Source organism: Acinetobacter sp. TUM15071, assembly GCF_008980925.1.
Classification (GTDB): Bacteria; Pseudomonadota; Gammaproteobacteria; order Pseudomonadales; family Moraxellaceae; genus Acinetobacter; species Acinetobacter dispersus.
Genome location: NZ_BKGB01000006.1, coordinates 138659 through 159136 on the forward strand (window position 1 = coordinate 138659; position 20478 = coordinate 159136).

The 20478-nt window shown below is 40.2% G+C and carries 21 protein-coding genes; 6 read left to right on the plus strand and 15 right to left on the minus strand.

The genetic code is table 11. From position 1 onward, the window contains the following. Positions 1-12 precede the first annotated feature (12 nt). The 12 genes from GBI66_RS07750 to ispH all read right to left on the minus strand — a co-directional run bounded on the left by GBI66_RS07750 (position 13) and on the right by ispH (position 12027). Positions 13-765: a PilX N-terminal domain-containing pilus assembly protein gene (locus GBI66_RS07750; RefSeq protein WP_151715683.1), complete on the minus strand. Its 753-nt coding sequence runs from the start codon at positions 763-765 to the stop codon at positions 13-15. After that, entirely contained in the window at positions 762-1787 is a 1026-nt protein-coding gene (locus GBI66_RS07755) for a PilW family protein (protein WP_151715684.1), read from the minus strand. The genes GBI66_RS07750 and GBI66_RS07755 overlap by 4 nt, the downstream gene beginning before the upstream one ends. A gap of 1 nt (position 1788) precedes the next feature. Further along, complete coding sequence (gene pilV, locus GBI66_RS07760; RefSeq protein ID WP_151715685.1) at positions 1789-2277, minus strand: type IV pilus modification protein PilV; 489 nt, start codon at positions 2275-2277, stop codon at positions 1789-1791. Then, a complete protein-coding gene (locus tag GBI66_RS07765; RefSeq protein WP_373885780.1) occupies positions 2274-2822 on the minus strand; it encodes a Tfp pilus assembly protein FimT/FimU in 549 nt (182 codons plus the stop codon). Before GBI66_RS07765 ends, pilV (GBI66_RS07760) begins: the two co-directional genes overlap by 4 nt. A 474-nt stretch (positions 2823-3296) precedes the next feature. Further along, positions 3297-3761 (minus strand): type IV pilin protein, encoded by a 465-nt coding sequence (locus GBI66_RS07770; RefSeq protein ID WP_151715687.1) that lies wholly within the window; start codon positions 3759-3761, stop codon positions 3297-3299. Then, a complete protein-coding gene (locus tag GBI66_RS07775) occupies positions 3755-4249 on the minus strand; it encodes a type IV pilin protein (RefSeq protein WP_151715688.1) in 495 nt (164 codons plus the stop codon). Before GBI66_RS07775 ends, GBI66_RS07770 begins: the two co-directional genes overlap by 7 nt. A 9-nt stretch (positions 4250-4258) precedes the next feature. Then, complete coding sequence (locus GBI66_RS07780; RefSeq protein WP_151715689.1) at positions 4259-8086, minus strand: pilus assembly protein; 3828 nt, start codon at positions 8084-8086, stop codon at positions 4259-4261. Positions 8087-8104: 18 nt separating this feature from the next. Continuing rightward, on the minus strand, positions 8105-8893 hold the full coding sequence (locus GBI66_RS07785) for a pilus assembly PilX N-terminal domain-containing protein (protein WP_032873679.1): 789 nt from the start codon (positions 8891-8893) through the stop codon (positions 8105-8107). Next, on the minus strand, positions 8890-9948 hold the full coding sequence (locus GBI66_RS07790; RefSeq protein WP_151715690.1) for a PilW family protein: 1059 nt from the start codon (positions 9946-9948) through the stop codon (positions 8890-8892). Before GBI66_RS07790 ends, GBI66_RS07785 begins: the two co-directional genes overlap by 4 nt. A 1-nt stretch (position 9949) precedes the next feature. Continuing rightward, the gene (gene pilV, locus GBI66_RS07795; protein WP_171494277.1) at positions 9950-10453 is read right to left on the minus strand and encodes a type IV pilus modification protein PilV; all 504 of its coding nucleotides are present in this window, start codon (positions 10451-10453) and stop codon (positions 9950-9952) included. Further along, positions 10453-10935 (minus strand): Tfp pilus assembly protein FimT/FimU, encoded by a 483-nt coding sequence (locus GBI66_RS07800; protein ID WP_151715692.1) that lies wholly within the window; start codon positions 10933-10935, stop codon positions 10453-10455. Before GBI66_RS07800 ends, pilV (GBI66_RS07795) begins: the two co-directional genes overlap by 1 nt. 141 nt (positions 10936-11076) lie before the next feature. Then, positions 11077-12027 (minus strand): 4-hydroxy-3-methylbut-2-enyl diphosphate reductase, encoded by a 951-nt coding sequence (gene ispH, locus GBI66_RS07805; protein ID WP_151715693.1) that lies wholly within the window; start codon positions 12025-12027, stop codon positions 11077-11079. 103 nt (positions 12028-12130) lie between these two features. On the opposite strand from ispH, the gene gmk reads away from it, so the two are divergent. From gmk to bfr, 6 genes are all read left to right on the plus strand, one after another. Then, on the plus strand, positions 12131-12754 hold the full coding sequence (gene gmk, locus GBI66_RS07810) for a guanylate kinase (protein ID WP_005185484.1): 624 nt from the start codon (positions 12131-12133) through the stop codon (positions 12752-12754). 69 nt (positions 12755-12823) lie between these two features. Then, positions 12824-13102 carry a DNA-directed RNA polymerase subunit omega gene (gene rpoZ, locus GBI66_RS07815; RefSeq protein ID WP_004657467.1) on the plus strand — a complete coding sequence of 93 codons (279 nt, stop codon included), beginning with the start codon at positions 12824-12826 and terminating at the stop codon, positions 13100-13102. Positions 13103-13402: 300 nt separating this feature from the next. Beyond that, complete coding sequence (locus GBI66_RS07820; RefSeq protein WP_151715694.1) at positions 13403-15520, plus strand: bifunctional (p)ppGpp synthetase/guanosine-3',5'-bis(diphosphate) 3'-pyrophosphohydrolase; 2118 nt, start codon at positions 13403-13405, stop codon at positions 15518-15520. A 165-nt stretch (positions 15521-15685) separates the two neighbouring features. Further along, complete coding sequence (locus GBI66_RS07825) at positions 15686-16066, plus strand: RidA family protein (protein ID WP_151715695.1); 381 nt, start codon at positions 15686-15688, stop codon at positions 16064-16066. Positions 16067-16285: 219 nt separating this feature from the next. Next, the gene (locus GBI66_RS07830; RefSeq protein WP_005185488.1) at positions 16286-16480 is read left to right on the plus strand and encodes a bacterioferritin-associated ferredoxin; all 195 of its coding nucleotides are present in this window, start codon (positions 16286-16288) and stop codon (positions 16478-16480) included. Positions 16481-16779: 299 nt separating this feature from the next. Then, a complete protein-coding gene (gene bfr / locus GBI66_RS07835; protein WP_005185491.1) occupies positions 16780-17244 on the plus strand; it encodes a bacterioferritin in 465 nt (154 codons plus the stop codon). Between the two features lie 60 nt (positions 17245-17304). Here the strand turns inward: bfr and GBI66_RS07840 are convergent, their stop codons facing one another. The 3 genes from GBI66_RS07840 to GBI66_RS07850 all read right to left on the minus strand — a co-directional run bounded on the left by GBI66_RS07840 (position 17305) and on the right by GBI66_RS07850 (position 20346). Then, positions 17305-18957, minus strand: coding sequence for a PglL family O-oligosaccharyltransferase (locus tag GBI66_RS07840; protein ID WP_151715696.1), 1653 nt, complete (start codon positions 18955-18957; stop codon positions 17305-17307). Between the two features lie 82 nt (positions 18958-19039). After that, the gene (gene tfpZ / locus GBI66_RS07845; protein WP_151715735.1) at positions 19040-19774 is read right to left on the minus strand and encodes a TfpX/TfpZ family type IV pilin accessory protein; all 735 of its coding nucleotides are present in this window, start codon (positions 19772-19774) and stop codon (positions 19040-19042) included. Positions 19775-19821: 47 nt separating this feature from the next. Continuing rightward, positions 19822-20346, minus strand: coding sequence for a prepilin-type N-terminal cleavage/methylation domain-containing protein (locus GBI66_RS07850; RefSeq protein WP_151715697.1), 525 nt, complete (start codon positions 20344-20346; stop codon positions 19822-19824). Positions 20347-20478: the final 132 nt, after the last annotated feature.

Here is a 20478-nt window from a genome sequence, read left to right on the forward strand (position 1 = left end):
GGCATTTCTCCCTTATGAACTCGAAGGTTCAAAGTCAGACAAGAAACGATATTCTGCGACTTGTATGTTATATATCGGTTTTTCTGTATTTTGTTTTAAACAAGTGGCAACATCGTTGGCGCCGTTATTGTCGATACTCTTGGTTAAACAACCTTTTTTAATATCATTATCTGCGGTAAATAAAGCATCAGAAGTAAGTAAACCCTGCATGACCGATACAACATAAACTCTTAAGCGAATATTGTTTTCAGTTTTAGCGCCAAGTACTTCCGTGCCACGAGAAAGATCAGCAAAAGGTGCTGTGGCAGAGGCCTCTCTTTTGATATAAACCTGAGTAACGACCTGTTTTCGACCACTTGACTGGGATGCTGTATCATTTGCTGCATTATTTGGATCAGCTTTACACGCACCGCCATTGGTTGCTATGGGTTCAAATGTTGAACTATTTAAACGATAACCTGCTTTGCCAAGCGCAAATGGATCTGTGCCTGAGAAACAAAAGACCAGTTCCGCATTTTTGTTATTTTCATTTTTAAAGAACCCGACAACACCATTGGCAGAGGCCAAATTCTGCTGAGTATTTGGATCTTGAAAATACATCAATGCTGTATCCGCATTTTGTGCCAATAATATTTGCATTTGATGGTTACTCACCAATTTAAGCGAGCTAATACTTTGCCGAATCGCCAGTGTGCCGACGATCGTAATCATCAGTACAATCATCAGCACTACAACCAACGTAGAACCGCGTTGAGTATCCATCATGTCCCAGCCCCCCCATTTGTACAGGTTGTGGTTTTACTACTATCACAACCTTCTGAAACCCAGCCCATTGCGTTTCTTAAAGAAATGGTTTGATCAACCGCTTGCCGTAAATAATTATCCTGAGAAGCTGGTGTAAGATTTACTTTGCTGCCAAGCACCTGAAATGGTTCTGTATTTCTTTGTTTAATCACAGACTGGTTGCCCGTCTTATCATCTGAACGGACCAACACACCAATTTGAATCGCATGAACATAAGGTCGAAAGGTCTGCACGACCCCATCAATATTTTTTTTAGTTGCAGTCAGTGCCATATAATTTTTAACGTCGGTATAAGCCAACGTACTATTTGCACTGTTTAAATCACCGTCCATGTAACCTAATCTGATCTGAAAAAAATCTACATTGGGTAAAATGACCTGACTTGTTCCCCATGCTAATTTCAAACGATCAGTTGGTGTCTTGCTATCAAGCGTCGCCTGTGTATATTGTGCAGCTTGACAGCGTAAAGATTGCCGCGTATCGGTTGATGTCGAACCAACATAATAACGCTGTATGACAAAGGTCCCATTCGCAACATCTGCACCAGAACAATCAAGACCACCTTGTGGTGCCTGATAACGAATAAGCAATTGATCGTTGGTTAAACCCGTTACATTGGCATTACCAAAACTAGTGACTTGGTTATTGGCAAAACAAGCTGCACAATTAAGGTCTATTTTTTCACCCACATTATTCGAGCTGAGTAAAATACCCGCATAAGCTGTTTGGTCATTAATCGCGGGAACTGGAGAGCTTAAGTTTGCTTTGCGAATATCATCAACAATAAAGTTCAACCCCAAACTCGCATTATCTTGAATATGCGCCATCGCTTTTTGCAGCTTATAACTGGTAATACCCGTAATAAAAAGCTGAATAGCAGCTGCCACAATCAGCAAACCCAATGTCAGTGAAATCATTAGCTCAATCAGCGTAAATCCAGCCTGAGCCTTACCATGTTTTAGATTTAAGAGGCCTGTTTTCATTTCAATATGCCTCCAAGAACAAACAATGTGATCCTGAAACATAAGCACCATCTTTAATACATGCTGAGATGCCTTGATCACCTGCTAAATTGGTCTGATCCCAAGCGACATAAATACATTGCCGGTTATTTCCTGTTGGACATTGATCGACAGCAATATTCATCCCATTATTTTTTGCTTCCAGTGCGGCATTCTGTAAATCTTGTAAGGCAATTTTTTCAGGTTTATCTGCTACAGTTGAAACATCAGTTTTAGGGACTTCAACCGCTTTCACCTTATATTTTCCAGCACGAGTGGCTTGCGGATTCGCTCGCATACGTTCTGCAAGATCACGTGCGATGGTTGTGGCCAAGACCTGTTTATTCGCCTCGAAGCTGGAATCGATTGCCCTTAACTGCAGAGCCGCAAAACCCAATACGCTGATTGCCAATAAAACCAGAGCAACCATTACTTCTACCAGCCCAACACCTTGTTGTTTTTGAATATTCATGTGCAGGCTCCTTCTTTGATTGTCGTATCTCCAATCACTCCAACCCGAATACAATAAGAAAGATTTTGTCTCTGTAAAATAAAGTCTTTTTGTGCTGCAAGGCTACCATTTCGTCTAAAGCTCAGACTGGTCGAGGAACTATTTGAATTGGTCACACCATTATCTAAACGTGCAATAAATATCCGCTGCGTTTCCACTTTTGGAATTGCAAGTGCAGTTGCACAATCATCTTCTGATAAAGACGCGAGACAGACTCCTGTACTTTGTCTCAACAAAACAGCCTGACTACGAGCTTCTGAAATTTTCATAACAAGTTCACGTGCTGAAGACTCAAGCTTTTGTTTGCTATACATCATCGCAAATGAAGGTGCCGCCATCACAGCGATAATCGCAACAATAGCGATCGTTACAATGAGCTCAACCAGAGTGAATCCTGAGCGAAGATGAACAAAGCTATGCTTTGTCTGAGCGCAAGATGGAGAACAATGTTCGAAGTTGGAAGGACGATGAGTTGCGCTTAACCCTACCGCAAATCGAGCAACCATGCTTCGAGCAGAAGACTGAACAAAATAAAGTTTTGTCCTAAGAAGTATAACTTCACAAGAATATGGAGCGCTTGGCTCTGCAGAGTGTGCTTGTTGCATATAGTCCTCCATATGCACAAATCTTTTTGTTTTAACGAGCATTTCAATTATTCTTAATAAGTTTTGATTCTACGTATTATTTTCACTTTACCTTGACAGGTATCTCATTCTTAAATCAGTAAAATCAAATCGTTATATTAATGAAATGAACGTTATTTTCGTGATTGTTTTCATGTTTAATACCAATTTCCATCTAAAATGCACTTAAATCCACCTTTAAGAGATAAAAGGTAGGTAACAGCAGACAAATGATAAATAAGTCACATTCATTAATTATTATTGTTAAAGATGTTAAATAATACATATGGATGAGTATAAAAAAAGCAAACATTCAGAATGTTTGCTTTTTAAAGTGTTCATAAAGGTGTTAAAGAGTTAGCGACCGTCCCAGTTACTGGTTGCTGATGGAACACATGCCGTACCACTATTTTTATCACTTCCTTTGGTCCAGCAGCGCTGCCCGCGATGGTTTAAAACCAGATGTCCATCCCCTATCTGTGCACCAGTTGGAGTGGCAGTCAATGTCCACGTGCCTGCAGTAACATTGGATAATGCCAAAGTATATAACGCTGCCCCACCCGAAGTTGGCAGTGTACCCGTGTGCCCAACATCAGCAATTGTGATCGGTGTACTACCATCGGATTTTAAAAAAGTAAAATTTGCTATTCTGTAGCGTTGCAACCGTCCAGCAAGTTCGATCATATCTGCCTGCGCATCAACACGCTTGGTTCTCCGTACATATTCTTGATATGAAGGGTAAGCAATCCCAGCTAAAATCCCAATAATCGCCACGACTATCATTAACTCAATTAGTGTAAAACCCCGGTTTTGCTTTACCATGTTGATTCAACTCCAGATCCTGAACAGTCCAAGGCAATCGTGGTATCCTGTCTTTTACAGCGTAAACCATTACTGTTCAGAACAAAACTCCAGTTTTTTGCATCAGCAGCTTGTGCTCGAATAATCCAACTTTGTCCATTAACGCCACTCGCGAAGAGCGTTTTTGTCGAATCATCACCATCTTGCACAGTAATTGTATATTTGATTGCTGTGCCTGTCGCGCCAGCAGGTAACACCACTTGATTCGTCGCTGGAGAAGCATTGGCTATGGTCGAAAAGTTAATATAATTAAAATTACGGCTTTTGTGCTTTTCCAGCTCTGTTGCTAAGCGCTGTATTTCTTGCTGCGCTTGAGAAGCCTGAGCACGGCGGGCATAGACCTGATAACTTGGTATCGCTATTGCCGCCAAAATAGCGACAATAACCACCACAATCATCAGTTCAACTAAAGTAAAACCCCTCAGTGGAGTGAATCTATTCTTTAACATGACTCATTCCTATCTTGAACGTTCATACCAACGCTGAGGGATCAGACACATTTTACTACTGCCTGCCGAGATAACGCCATTATTCGTCATCGCTCCACGGTTACCGGTTGAAACACAGTAATTTTTATTGTTTTTCCCATCTCCTGGCCCAGGCCCACCGTTTCCACCCCCACCACCGCATTCTTGTTTGGTCGGATCACAATCAGCAGTATCATCCACAACCGCAGTATATTGAATGCCTGCACCTAATGAACAGCCATCACCTGTACTACAAGCAATACCTGAACCTGATGCCACAGTCTTGTCACATTGACCATATGGCATACAGAACTGATTTAAGAAACTTTCACCTTTGACACCAGCGCCACAGTCTCCCGATAAACCAGGCTTACTTCCATCAAACGTCGAGACAAACAGGCGATTATTTATAGCAATGGGTGTGGCAAAAACTTTAGCACTTTGTAGTTTGTTGGATTGAAAACGATAAAACCATCCTTTCTTCGCATAAGGCGCAACCAATGTTGTATTGTCATTTCGATTGCTTGCTTTAACTTCGCCTAAATTGCCATTGTCTAAATCTGCTGTCGTCACTGTCATCGTTGTATAACTATAACCAGAATTATATAAATTACGGGCAGCTACATCTTTATCATAAACATTATAAACAGCATCATAATCATAACTGGTAGTGCCAACCGTATAATCCTTCAAAGGTGTACTTCTGTTTCCGCTACCAATTGAAACGACTGCAAAAGTCGTTCCTGCATAATCATAAATTGAAAAAGCTGGCATTTCATAGAAGCGAGGACTTGTACCTGTAGTTCCAGAAGCTTTATGTAAGTTCAACAATAAACGTGGTGCCTTTGCAAAACTTGTAACTGAACTGGCTTTATTATCTAAATCGATACGGAATAATTGTCCACCTAAATCACCAAAATAGAGGTGATCAGCTAAACCGTCACCATCACGATCTTCGGTGCGAATTTCACTGACTACACTATATTTCAGATCATCTGATTTTAAACCAATTACCCCAGTTGTTGTATTGGTAGCATTGGCACTCGCCCACCACAACGGCGTACCATCATCAGCATCAAACATATAGACACCACCACCAATCTGATTGGTTTGATTATATGTATCACTTTCATAACCGCCATTATTGGCATTACCATCGGTGCCACCAGCATCGTATCCTCCGCCTACAAACATTACACGTTTACGCTTGCCGGCCCAGTTTACCCAGGCAATAGTCGGTTTTGACCAACTCTGCCCCATTTTTGCCAGTTCAGAATATGCCTTACCTGTTGGATTAGTATTGTTATAGACTTTTCCTTCTGCAGGAGAAATCTGGAACTTTAATTTAGGATCATCTATATTTTGCAGATCTAAAGCATAGTAACTTCGACCGCCCATACGTAAGCCACCATACACAATTTGTTTACCTTTCTGGTTGATTCCTTTACCAGAACCAACAGTTAGGTTACCAGAACCATCTATCACATACTCGGTATAGGCAGTCCAAGGCCCATCAATCCCATAATAAAGATTTGCCATGCCGCCGGTTGTCGTATCATATTTTTGGAAAGCTTGTTTTTGTTTCTCAATCATTTCATTCGGGACGAAAGAGAATTTTTCTTCACCTGTTTTAGCATCTACGACATGCAATAAACCCTGTGTCGTACCAAATAGCACATAATCTTCACGATTTTCTGAGCCTACAACACCCTTGGTATAAGTCACCTTGCCTTTATTGGTTACCAGCAGTGGGGATGAATGCATGACTGCACCAATCTGGCGTAACTCAGGTGCAGAGCTAAGTGAGGTGGCTGTAATTGTATTCGGATTTGCCGCATCAACCCCATAACCTAAAAGTAACATCAGATAACCACGATTTGCATCATTTCGATAAGTGGTATCAGTTAAATCACCACTCGTCACACGTCGTAAACTTGAACCAGTAACAAATGTTGCAGAAGTGCCTGTTCCACTTGCAATACGATTGGTTAATAATTTACGGCTTTCTGTCGCCTCCCCTGCAGCAATTTTTAATTTTAGTTGAGACCAGGCTCCTCCTCTAAGCGCAAACTTGGTACTTCCTGAGGTATTTTCATCCGCATCTTTAATTGCTTGTTCAGTACTTACCGCCTTAGACCACAAGTCATAGTTATCGACGATTCGTCCGGTAGTATCCGTAATTTTATTACCGCTTTTATCTTTTAAAACGCCACTAATAACATTGTATTTTTTCAGGTTTCCAGCCCAAAGTTGATAAGGTTTATCCGGTGTGGGTTGAAACTGGGGGAAATAAGCCTGTTTTTGTAACACAGCAGGATTCAAACTATCTTTAGGAATAGTAGGTGAACCCGTCGTGACTGCAGGAATATCTGTGCCGAGCTCGCCCAAGAATGCATTTACACTATCGACAACGTCTTGAGAACTATTACCAGAATACCAGCCACCTTCGCCAATAATCCCCCAATAAGCTGCTCTCTTTACATTGGTATTAATGGTTCCTAAAGCATCAATATTTTGCTGTTGAGTTTTGGCTTTGTCGTAAGATGAAATACCATTAAAGTCACTACCAAATCCAACAACTGCAGTTTTAAACTTTAATCCAGCAGGATTCTTAGCAGGATCAAGTAAAGAGGCTGAAAGCTTATTTAAACAATCATAACTAGTATTATCACAAGTAAAACTCTGCCCATTTAAACCTAAGGCGCCTTGCATAAGAGGCAAAGAATCAGAATCCTGCGAAGGTTCACCATCAGTTAAAACATATACGCCTTGGCCACTACATTTTTTTATGTCATCGGTCTGAGTTAATGAAGCAGGCATTTGGTATAGGGTTTTATCAGTATTTTTTGTATCGCTTGCAGAATAAGCAAATCCGGAGTTGCTGTTGGTAATATTGATGATACCTGTATAGTCATAACAGGTTTGATTTTGATAGCTACTGCTATTCAACGAAACGCCAGTCTCCGAGCATTGTGTACGGCTACTGATTGAACTTCCTGAAGGTAAACTCAAAGACGTACTCCAAGAGTTCCATGAAGTACATTTTGAATAATCTGAATTATAAGTCTTGCAATCTCTTACATACAAAGTCCATGGGTAAGAGCTTCTTGAACGATATTCATAAGACTGATAATACGGCATATCAGAAACCGTTCTTTGCCTTGCCTGCGTCGTTCTACCCATTAAATAGGCAACGGTTTCTGCATAAGAACGGGCTGTAGGTGTATTGGTCCACGTATCAAATCCAGCAATAGTATCAATTAATACCTGTCTTTGAGTTTTCGATCCAACCAGCGCGCCTAACTTTCTAGCTGGAACTAATACAGCACCTGAGTTTTGATAATTTTTATTACTGTCTACCGCTCCAAGCGTAGATAGCCCCAATACTTTGTCATCAGTAATACGTGTTATTCCCTTTCCACTATTGCCATAAAGTAAATCCATCATCCCATCTTTTAAGCGAGTAATCCGATCATAATATTTTGTACCATTACTCCCCAAACACCAGGATCTGACATATTTAGGTCCACCAGAAATCGGTTGCTCTGTGGCCTGACTACGACCTCGATCCGAAACTCCGCTCGGCAAATCACATCCATAGCCACTAGTGGTACTATTATATCGGCTCATACTTCCCGAAATATCTAGCATAAACATCAAGGAAATCTCACCCGACTTGGCTTCCTGATAGATGTCAATATCACTGGCTTGAGTAACACTGGTACTCACCACTCCTGTAAACAACCCTGCAATACTCATGGCGAGTAATTTTTGACGATAAAATGTGGTTTTACGATTCTGTTTCATATTTTTATTCATCTCGTTTTACTCCCCCATTTAAGAGAAATTCTGAGTTATGTTGTATTCACTTACTTGCGTTGTGAAAGGCACATTTAAACTGGTTAGACATTCCGTAACGTTTTTCAAAGGATTATCTTTTACCGCCACAGCATTCTCATCAATTACAGGCGCAGTCGTCCCATCTGGAATAGTGAGCTCACTCATATGTTCCTGTAAGCATGTATTAATCTCTGAACGGTCAACATTGGTTAAACTGGGCATAAGCGAAACAGCAAAAACTTTGACTATTTTTGCATCTTCAATTTGTCCTGTTTTGTGATCCACGCCTTTTGGACGACCATAAAAAGGAATATTCTGAGTTACTGTTGAAAACTTTACTGCAACCTGAGTCATGACTGTTTTACGGCCACTAGTAAACCAGTTCCCACTCGTATTGGCCGCATCACAATAGCCATCTGATCCCAAACTGTTATTGGTAGGCTTCTTCGCTCCATCTTCCCAAATCATCAAACTGGCACGATTCAAATCAAAGAAACTGGTTTGATCACCACGGAAACAAAATACAAGCTCTTTATTCTTATCATTTGCACCGCTGATATAACCAAACATCCCATTGGCACCCAAACTTTGAATCAGCTGATCCGCTTCTTCAATATTAAAAAAAGTGGCATCCGAGTTCTGCATGACTAGCTGCGAGACTTGGCTATTGGTTGCAATATTCAGTCCCACCATACTTTGCCGGATCGCAAGTGTTCCGATCACGGTTATGGCCAATAAAAAGATCAACACAACAATCAAGGTTGCGCCAGTTTGATGCTGCCTCATTGTCCACGCTCCCCAATAACGTTACGTAAAGCAATCGTTTGCGCTACGACCTGTCTTATATACTTAGGACTACCTGCTTTCGGTTTTTTAACTATGACCTCTTGGTCCAACACCCTAAAAACCTGGTCATCATTAATACTGTTTTCTTTATTAACCGCTTGAGCCGAGCGCGCCAATATACCGATTTGTACCGCCACAATACGAGGACGCGGAGAAGGCAAAGCCATATAATCTTTAAAGGTAATATAGCGACGGCTAGCTCCTGGTGCAGTTACACTATCATCTTGAATGTTGAGTAAAACTCTAAAATGATCAACGCGTTTCATGATGATTTCACCTGCATCCCCATAGCCTGTAACCGCCATGGCAGGTAATGGATCTGTAGCGTTTACTGCTTTAGCTGGCTCAACCGGATAGCGTCCAGCATCACAAGCCAATGCCAATGGCTGGTTAGGTTCATTTTCGTTTTTATTATTATCAGCTCTTAAAAAATAACGCTGAACGATAACTTGTTGTCCAAACTCTCCCCCTTTAGCAGGTTGAGTCACAGGGAAATTGAGTGCGTTCCCTTCACAATCGTATCCCCCACTCCAGATTGTTCCTGCCGAATTGAGCACATATTGCGGTACATACTGGATCACCAATTGATCACTTAAAATATCGCTGCCAGATAGCTGAACATTAGAAGGTGCTATAGCACTTCCAGACAGAAATTTAGCAGCGACATTACTGCCGGTAACTTGCCAGAAAATATTACTTAATGGCGTATCTTGAGCATCCTTCTGGGCATTTGTTGAGGAAGTTAGGACGATTCCGCCATAAGCAGTCTGGTCATTAATCACTGCTTTAAAATTGTTTAGATTTGCCAAACGGATATCTTGCGTTAAATAGTTCAAACCAAAGTTGGCATTATCCTGTATGTCTGCCACCCCCTGCTGCATCGATAAACTTTTTTGTCCCGCTAAAAATAACAGGATGGCAGCAGCAGTGATAATCAAGCCCAATGTTAAAGAGAGCATTAATTCGATTAATGTGAAACCTGCTTGTTTTATCATTTTAATAGGTCTCCATAATCACACAGGTGGAAACCGGGTTATATGCATTACCATTGGTACAGTCCCCGCTCCCTGTGCCATCAGTCGCACTTGAGTCCCCCCAAGCCACATAAATACATTGGCGATTATTGGTATTTTGACAGTTCATAATATTCATGGTCATACCTAAAGAAGCGGCTCTAGTAGCGACCTGCGCAATGTCAAAATCCGCCAATTCTTTATCTGTACAGATGTTTGCTCCTACACAGTTTTTAGTTGATGTTTTTTGCTTATCCGGTGTTGAAAGCTCAGTTTTGTACACACTAAATGAATTACGATTTACCCTGATCCGCTCAGCTAAATCTCGGGCGAGCGTTATCGCCTGTACACGGGAAGTACTTTCAGCACTGGCTTCTAATGAACGATACTGCAATGTCACAAAACCCAAAACTCCAATAGCAAGTACTAATAGAGCAACCAAGATTTCAACAAGACCAACACCACGTTGATGCTTTAAGCCTTTCATTAACATGCCCCATCTGTTGTTTGTTGAATGGTTCCCATACGTGAAATACTGACTGTTTTCGATTTATCGCCAGAGCTTTTATTGCAGATTTCAATACTGGTATCACTATTTACAGGAATACATTTTGCAGGTGTATTTCCATCTAAAGCACAGACCCCGCCCGTTAAATTAAAATAGATAGAAGTCGTAGAACCGGACTTTAAAACTGCTTTACCTACTGGCATCCAATTAAGTTGAGACTCTGTATTTGCCCTTGGTGCGTATGTAGAGTTTGATTTTAATAAAACTTCTACCTCTCTTCTTTCTTGTACGGCTTTTGCTCTTGCCTGATTTAAGGTCAGGATTAGTTCTTGTGTACTTTTATTAAAGTTCTGGGCAAGCATGATATTGTTAAATGCTGGCACCGCCATCATCGCAATCACAGCCAGCACCGCAACCGTCACCATCAATTCAATTAAGGTGAATCCCCGAGTTTTCCCCATTTCCCCAGCACCCAATTTTTAAAAATTCACTACTCTATCTTAAATTTTATTTTTACATAACCAATACAAAGCAGATAAGCACTAAAAAAAAACGGATGGAGTGTCATCCATCCGTTTCCAGTTCACATTTTTCTAATAAAATTAGGCTTGTATCACCTGTATACGCAACTCTTTTGGTAGACTAAAAGTGATATTTTCCTCTCGTCCTTGTAATTCTTTGGGTGGTGTTGCACCCCAATCTTGTAAACGCTGAATCACTTGTTTAATGAGAATTTCAGGTGCTGATGCACCCGCAGTGACACCAATTTTACTCTCAGCTTTAAACCAATCTTTTTCGAGCTGATCTGCATTATCGACAAGGTAGGCCGACTTACCCATACGCTCAGCTAATTCACGCAACCGGTTTGAGTTTGATGAATTCGGTGAACCCACCACCAAAACCACATCACACTGCTCAGCTAAGTCACGCACCGCATCTTGGCGGTTTTGTGTTGCGTAGCAAATATCATCTTTACGTGGACCTTGAATCATTGGGAATTTGGCTCTCAAAGCATCAATTACTTTGGCCGTATCATCAATAGAAAGCGTTGTTTGGGTAACAAAAGCTACTTTATCAGGATGGTTCACCATCAATGCATCGACATCGTCTTCGTCTTCAACTAGATAAATTGCCCCACCTTTGGTTTTATCATACTGTCCCATGGTGCCTTCAACTTCTGGGTGACCTTCATGTCCAATCAGAATGGCTTCGGTTCCTTCACGGGCATACTTGGTCACTTCAATATGCACTTTGGTCACCAACGGACAAGTTGCATCAAATACTTTTAAACCACGACGATCTGCTTCTTGCTGTACTGCCTTTGATACGCCATGCGCACTAAAAATCACAATGGAATCATCAGGGACTTGATCCAGTTCATCCACAAAAACAGCACCACGCTGGCGTAAGTCATCCACCACAAATTTGTTATGTACCACTTCATGGCGTACATAAATAGGTGGGTTAAAACATTCCAGTGCCCGATTGACGATTGCTATAGCACGGTCAACACCAGCACAAAAGCCTCGTGGATTGGCCAACACGATTTCCATAACATCCTCTCTCATCAACTGAATTTTTACACCAAACTATTTCGTTTAATGGCACGCTACACTACAATAGCCAAGATATTTTATCATATTCAGGAAAAATATCATGTCGGGTCTCTTGTTTGTCGTTTCTGCAGCCTCAGGAACAGGCAAAACATCTTTGGTCAAAGCCCTACTCGATCGAGTCAGCAACCTCCACGTTTCTGTCTCACATACTACACGTGGTCAACGTCCTGGTGAACTTGATGGTGTTCACTATCATTTTACCAATAAAGAAACCTTTTTAGCACAAGTTGAAGAAGGTGGTTTCATCGAGTACGCAGAAGTATTCGGAAACTATTACGGTACTTCACAAGCTAAAGTAAAAGAACAACTGCAGCAAGGTCATGATGTTTTACTTGAAATTGACTGGCAAGGTGCTGAACAGGTACGTCGACTATTTCCTGAATCAAAACAAATTTTTATCCTTCCACCAACACAATATGATTTAAGACAGCGCCTTTCAAATCGAGGCACGGATTCTGTTGATGTGATTGAACATCGCCTAGGATGTGCCGTTGAAGATATGCGTCATTTTGCCAGTTTTGACTACGTTATTATTAATGATGATTTCAATAAAGCGGTACATGATTTAGAAGCGATCATCACTGCAAACCGTTTGGTCACCTTGCAACAAAGCAATCGTCATCAACAATTAATTGAAAACTTAATTACCCTTAATCGCGAATAACTTGAGTCTTGTATAAAAGCCTTTTATAATACTCAGTCTTTCAAATGTAATGTTCAAACGAGACAACTTATGGCACGTGTAACCGTTGAAGATTGTTTAGACCACGTAGATAACCGCTTTGAGTTAGTACTGGTAGCGAGTAAACGTGCACGTCAATTAGCACGTCAAGGTATGGAACCAACTGTAGAATGGGATAATGATAAACCAACGGTTGTTGCATTACGCGAAATTGCGGTTGGTCATGTGACTAAAGAAATTTTAAAACAGCGCGATCAAGACTACCAAACATCAAATCTTGATATGGTACTGTCTACAAATTCATTAAACTTAGAAGGTTTCACTTTCTAAATCGAATTTGTTCTGTGTAAAAGCCCATTGTGAAGACTCTGGGCTTTTTTCTTTCTTGCAAAATTCGGTGCATATTGATAAAAGCAATATCCTTCATTGAAAAAATTTACGAGTTTTTATAATGAACAAATTGACAAGTTTAGCAATATGCTTTTCATTAGAGGCTAGGGACAAGGTTTATGTTTCACGCCTAGTTTTGCAGAGCCCTAATCGCTCCCGATGTATTCGCGATAACGCAATGCAAGGTTGAAATATCAACTAGCCCGATCATTACTGAATTCATGTTATAAAAGGTGTTATATGCCAGGCGAAGAGGTCAGCCAAGCCAAGCAACAGCTCAAAGCAATTATTGAAGCCTATCTCCAAGATAGCGATGTTCAACGTGTGCTTGCTGCCTGCGATTTTGCTGATTTAGCGCATAGCGGTATTACGCGTAAAAGTGGTGAGCCCTATGTACTACACCCGATTGCAGTGAGTTGCATTTTGGCGCACATGCGTCTTGATGCTGATACACTCATGGCTGCCTTATTGCATGATGTGATTGAAGATACTGAATTTACCAAAGATGAAATTGGACAAAAATACGGTTTAGTTGTTGCTGAACTCGTGGATGGTGTCACCAAACTAAGCCATTCCAGTGATAAAGAATATAACAAAGCAGCATCATTCCGAAAAATTTTACAAGCGACTCTACAAGACCCGCGTGTCATTATTATTAAACTGGCTGACCGCTATCATAATATGACCACCTTGGGTGCTCTTCGTCCTGACAAACGAGCGCGTATTGCGCAGGAAACACTTGATGTTTTCGTCCCGATGGCACGTCTTGTCGGTATGAATGAGATGGCAGATAACCTTGAACATCTGTGCTATCAAAATCTTGATTTAGATATGTTTAATGATGTGCAAACTGCATTATTAGAAACCAAGCCTAGACGTTGTGAATATCAGGCAATTTGGGAACAAAAACTCTCTGACTTATTAAAAACCCATGAGCTAAAAGGCCGAATTAAAAAGAAAAATAACAATATCGAATTACTTCGCCATTTCGTAAAAAATGAAATTGATCTCAATGAACTCAGTCATAGCCATGCTTTTGAAATTATTTTACAAAGCATCGCCGATTGTGACCGTTTAGTTGAAGCACTCAAGGATAATTTCCAAGTTTTACAATATCGAGATCATATTCGCCGCCCTCTACCAGGTGGTAACCAATCGCTCATGATCAAGCTGAAAGGCGAAAAAACAACACTGTCTCTGACCATTCAAACTGAGCTAATGCGTAAAGCAGCTCGCTTTGGTGTTGTACTTGGAGAGAATGCCCCCCAAGCCTGCCGTTCAGCAATTCAAGCCTCGATGCAAAACTTGAACACATTGATTGATAGTGGTTGTGCTAAAACCACATTTAGCGATTTACTCGATTATTTACACCAAGAAAAAATCTGGGTGTATACACCACATGGTCAACTGCATGAATTACCGCAGGGTGCAACCGTGGTTGATTTTGCTTATTCTGCCAGTCTATTTTTAGGCAACCATGCAGTTGGGGCCAAAGTTGATGGTGAGATTCGCCCTTTGTCGACACCGCTACATAGCGGACAAGTGGTCGAGATTATCACTGATGTACTCGCTACCCCAAATCCAGATTGGCTCAGCTTCATCAATACACAAAAAGCACGCCGTGCACTGCAAAATATACTCCGTGAACAAGACATTGAAGAGCAGCGCTTAGTTGGACAACAGGCACTGAATCGTGCATTGAAACTGTTCCAGCGTTCCATCAATGATCTTTCCCCAACTGATTGGGTTAACGTCCTCGAGTGGCGACACTTAAGCAGTAAGGATACGTTGTTCGAGCAGATTGCTGTGGGAGATCTATTACCACAGTTGGTCGCAAATCATCTATTTGCTCAGGACTACCATTCACAACATCAAGAAGTATCTGATCGTTTGATTATTGGTACAGAAGGCGTTGATGTAAAATATGCGCATTGCTGTAATCCTGTACTGGGTGATCCAATTCAGGGCCATCTGTCACGACGAGGCTTGATCGTACATCGTTCCCGTTGTCGCAACTTATTACATGAACAACATCTACATCCTGAAAATATCATGCCTCTACATTGGCAATCTGAAGAAATTGACGATGTTCGCTTCAGTGCTTATCTTTGTATTCATATGGCCATGAATGATGAACAAATTTCTGATTTGATCTATCAATGTCGAAAAGCAAAGACTGGCGTAGAAATGGTTCACTCTCAAGACCAAAAAACCTATGTGAATATTGTGGTGAGTAACCGTAATCAAATCGCACAGATCATTCGCGACTTAAGAATGCATTTTGGTTTTCCGCGTATTGAGCGCTTAAATATGCCAATCGTCCAGCCTGAGGTTGCAAAATTAGCGACAGCTAACTAAATCTCACTGCAGATATTCAGTGAATAAGCTACAGCATTTAGAGATATAAAAATCCTAACAATCAATCGATGCAACAGCGACTACACAGTATTCAGCACTTTCGCGCCTACACTTTTGTGTTAAAGTCACATGGTTTAAGATAGAAAAACCACTTAGGAGAGCTAAATGTCACGCCAAGTTATTCATACTGAACACGCCCCTGCTGCTATCGGAACATATTCTCAAGCAATTCTTGTTGGCAATACGCTCTATCTTTCAGGCCAGATTGGTTTAGATCCGTACAGTATGGAACTTGTAGAAGGCATTGAAGCTCAAATCCGCCGCGTATTTGATAACCTGAAAGCAGTTTGTACTGCTGCAGGCGGTAGTTTGGCTGACATTGCAAAACTCAATATCTTCCTTACAGATCTGTCTCACTTTCAGTTGGTGAATCAAATCATGGGCGAATACTTTGCTCAACCTTATCCTGCACGTGCTGCGCTGGGTGTTGCAAGCTTGCCTAAAAATGCGCTAGTTGAGATGGATGGGATTGTCACAATTCCATAAATTTTAAATATAATTCAAAAACTTAACCTCAAATATATTTCTAGACTATAAACCACCCTTGCGCAGAAATCCGAGCAGCACTCGGATTTCCGCTCATGTGGTATTTTTTTATTCAAATTCTCAATAAGAATATACGCATTGTTAGAATGAAATTCATTGACAAACGATAATAATTATCAATAATATCAATTATCGCATTTATATTTGTGGCTCATTCCCATGTATGTTTGTTTATGTCGTGGAATTACAGATCAGGATATCAAAGACGCCGTTGCAAATGGCGCTGAAAGCTATCGTGAAATCCGTGACCTACTCGACCTAGGTACATGTTGTGGTCGTTGTGCTCCTGAAGCTCGTACAATTATCAGTGATGAACTGGCTGAAATCGCTGCACGCATCTCTATAGCTGCTTAATTTATTTTTTAAATAATTTCACACAATTTCAACTCGTTTTTACGACTCCACCGCTTTTTGTAGAACTTTAAAAGTTCCTCATTAAAGCGGTTTTTTTATAAAAATCATAACAATATTAGGATGTTTTTGATTGTGATTTTCATTTGCCGTTCTATAAACTACTCGCCAGATGATTTTTTGTTGACTAAAATAATAAAAATTGCCTGAGTCAGGTTCTGTTGAGATTTTTCAGATGCTTGCAACAAAGGCTATTCTTTAGATGCCACTTGGCATCACTTAGTGTTTTTGGAGTAAGCGCAATGAAAGGCAATCGTGAAGTTATTAACCAGCTTAATCAGGTGCTTTACCACCATTTAACAGCGATCAATCAATATTTTCTACACTCGCGCATGTTTAATGATTGGGGAATCGAACAACTCGGTTCGGCCGAATATAAAGAATCTATTCGCCAAATGAAACATGCAGACAAAATCATCGAACGTATTTTGTTTTTAGAAGGTTTACCGAACTTACAGCATCTAGGTAAGTTGTATATCGGTCAACATACTGAAGAAGTGCTCAACTGCGACATTCGTAAAGTTAAAGAGAATATTGAGGCAATCAAGCAAACGGTTGAACTTGCTGAAGCGGAACAAGATTATGTAACCCGTGACTTAGTTCAAGAGATCCTAGAGAAAGAAGAAGAGTATTGGGACTGGCTCGATACCCAGCTTGATTTGGTTGAAAATGTAGGCATTGAAAACTATATTCAAAGCCAGATTTAAAAAACATTCCAAATAAAAAACCAAAGCATTGCTTTGGTTTTTTATTTGGAAAGGTCAAGTTCAAGATTTTTTTGCTTGCGCCTTTTTATTTAATTCAATGATCTCTGCCAGACTCACCTTCTGTTTATACAACTGTCTCAAGACTACCAACTGTTGCTCAGCTTCAGTCAACTTCTGGTTATAAACCAGTAACTGCGCATACTTCTTCAAGTTATAAGGTGTTGCTTTATTCTTGACCATTTCCCCAAACAGCCTTAAATCTGCCTCTGACATCATTGTTTTGGGATTTAACGCAATCCAGTCCAGGCGCTGCTGAAACTGGGTCAGTAGTAAAATTTTTGAACTGCCTAATATCTCAGCTGTGGGCTGTTTATTTTTAAAGAGCAAACGGCTATTGTCCTGAAACAGCTTGTAATCACGCCAAATCAGTAATACCACGATAAGTGAGAGTATCCCAATACAGCGAATGACATTCTTATTAACCATCACGCCTTTTAATTTTGGTGTCTGCGCCTGAATCAATCCCAACAAGAAACCCATTGGAAGCAAGAAATAGGCGTAACGTTGCGGGAATTCCAACATGGCATGAATGAGAATTGCAACCACCATTAGAATTGCAATAATTGAGGTAGTGTCTTTGGCATTTTTATTTAGCCAGAAGAGCCATAAGCTTATATACCCAATAATAAGAAGTCCAAGTGGTACACCATTCCAGACCAGAATATCGAGTAGAACATTATGTGCGCTGTTAAACCAAATCTGCACAGTATTGAAATCAATACTTTCAAAAACAGCAATACTGGTCTGGTTCCAACCATAGCCAAGCCAGGGTCTCTCAGCAATTGCATGTAATATCTGCACCCACATCCCAAGACGCTCATGTCCTGATCCTGCACGTTGCATAATCGATGCTGTCTGGGTCACACCTGTATCAATACTTGAAGTTAAGAACTGTGTCAAAACAGGTAATACATAGCCCGCAATGATCAAATACAGTCCTACCCAAAGAAGTAATCTCGGGAAATTAAATCGAGGTGAGTTTTTGTATTGTTTATAAATCCAGTAAAAGAACAAAAAAATACAAACCACCCAAGAGGTTCTTGATTGAGTTAGCGTGATTGCAAATAGCGTGACCAAACTTGTTGGGATTAACAACCACAAGGTTAACCTTCTTTTTTCATATAAATACAAACTCCCCATTAAGCCCATGATCAAGAATGTAGCCAGATTATTCGGTTGCCCGAAATTGGCATAGGGTCGTCTAGTTTTGAGTGCCATTACGCCATCAACATAAGCTTCAAGATTTAACCACTGTATGATCGCCATGATCGCACTGATGAACGAAATACTGAGCAATAGATAGCTCACGCCCAGCATAATCCGTTCGCGTTGCTCTGTTTGCAGGCTTAAGTTATATCCAGCAATGATCATAAACCAGAATATAAAAAGATAAGAGAAGCTGAGGAATGCCGTACTAAAATCCGTAATCAGACCAAAAGCCCACTGACATAGCGGAATAAGAGTAATTCCCAGCATCAGAATTTGAGGTCTGGGGATTTTTACGCTTTTACTAAAGAGCAGACCACCTACAGCTAAGGCTGCGCCAAAGCTCGCCAATTCACTAGAAAAAGTCACCCAAGGATAGGTATGAAATGGAGAGAGCCAAGCAAAGCTGATCAAAATGCTGGCAAGGAAAAAGCATATAAATTGCATACTTCATACATGAAAAAAAGGCCTAGTGAATTATATCGCTAAGCCTTCATACACAAACTAAATATAAGATAAAAACTACAATTTACTTCCAAGGACGTAGGTCTACAATTTTAACCACTTCACCTTTTTCTTTGTTAATGAGAACCGTCATATCAACAGCATTGGCCTTTAAGGGGACAAAGGCAGTTGCTTGGGGAACTTTATGAAGGATATTAGCGACGTCTTTTTTCTCATTATATTTATATAGTTCTTTAAGGCTAATCGCTTTATTTTGCATTTCTAACTTCTGAGTATTTAATGAGATATAAAGGTTTGGACGCTGGGCAATATCAACTCCAGAAAATACAGCCTCAAAAGTTACTTTATTATTTTCTTCTATATTTTTGGGTGCAATTGCGGCAACCCATTTAGGGTATAGCCAAGATGGGTTCTGATACTCTTGCCGTGCTTGCTCAATCTTACGATTATCTAACTCATTCATACGGACTACATCGAAACGATCAACATTGAATACCAACCAAGCTGGACGTCCTTGAGAAATTGTCCAAAGTCCATAACCTAAAGCAGATATTTGCAATATAACGATAATTGTTAAATCAAAAACTAATGTTTTTTTCCCTTGCTTATAAACCAATAATGTTAATAATGGTCCCAAGATAACATCTATAGTTAACATTAATAAAAAAATATGTGTAACACCAACAGCTTTTGCTAAAGGAGCTGGATACCAAATAAAAAATACCAGACCAATTATCAATAAAGCAATGCTAATCGAAATCAATCCATGTATTAAAAATGCTTTAATACGTGCAGACACAATAAACTTTGACATATTATCCTTACGAGAAGTCCCTTTGCTTTTTTTTAAAGAGTATAACGACAATTACTAGGTATATATTTATAGGCTGTTGTTGCTCTTACTCCACACGCCCAAACAATAGGTTGGCCAGGGACAATAGCTGTGCTTGGCCGAGCGGTACCATTAACATTACCTGAGCCAGGCGTCAATACAATATTTGAACCCAATGATGTACTAATTAGACCAGTATATTGAATTTCAATCCTCCCTTCATCCATTACTGGCATTGCCAAATTTGCAATCCCAGCAATGCTGATGCTGCTGACATTCTGTGTTGGCGTAAATCGAAAAAAATAAGAGCCAGCCATATTTGGGCCTGTTCCAGCGTAGCCACTTATACTGCCGCTAATGAAATATCCCAAAGTCTCAACTACTGCTAATTTAGCTTCACCAGCTAAAACAAGACCTTCTGAAACCTTGGTACGTATCGTATAGTTTTGATAAGCAGGAATTGCTATAGCGGCTAAAATTCCAATAATTGCAACTACGAGCATCAGCTCAATCAAAGTAAAACCCTTTACTTCGCTCATAAAATTTTTCCAATAAACACTTCTCTTAACTTCTTAATACAATTTTAATGCCAACTATTTTTAATATATTTATCAAAAATTTAATATAAAATTAAAAATAGCTATAACATTTTTTGTCAAGTTCTCCTTATT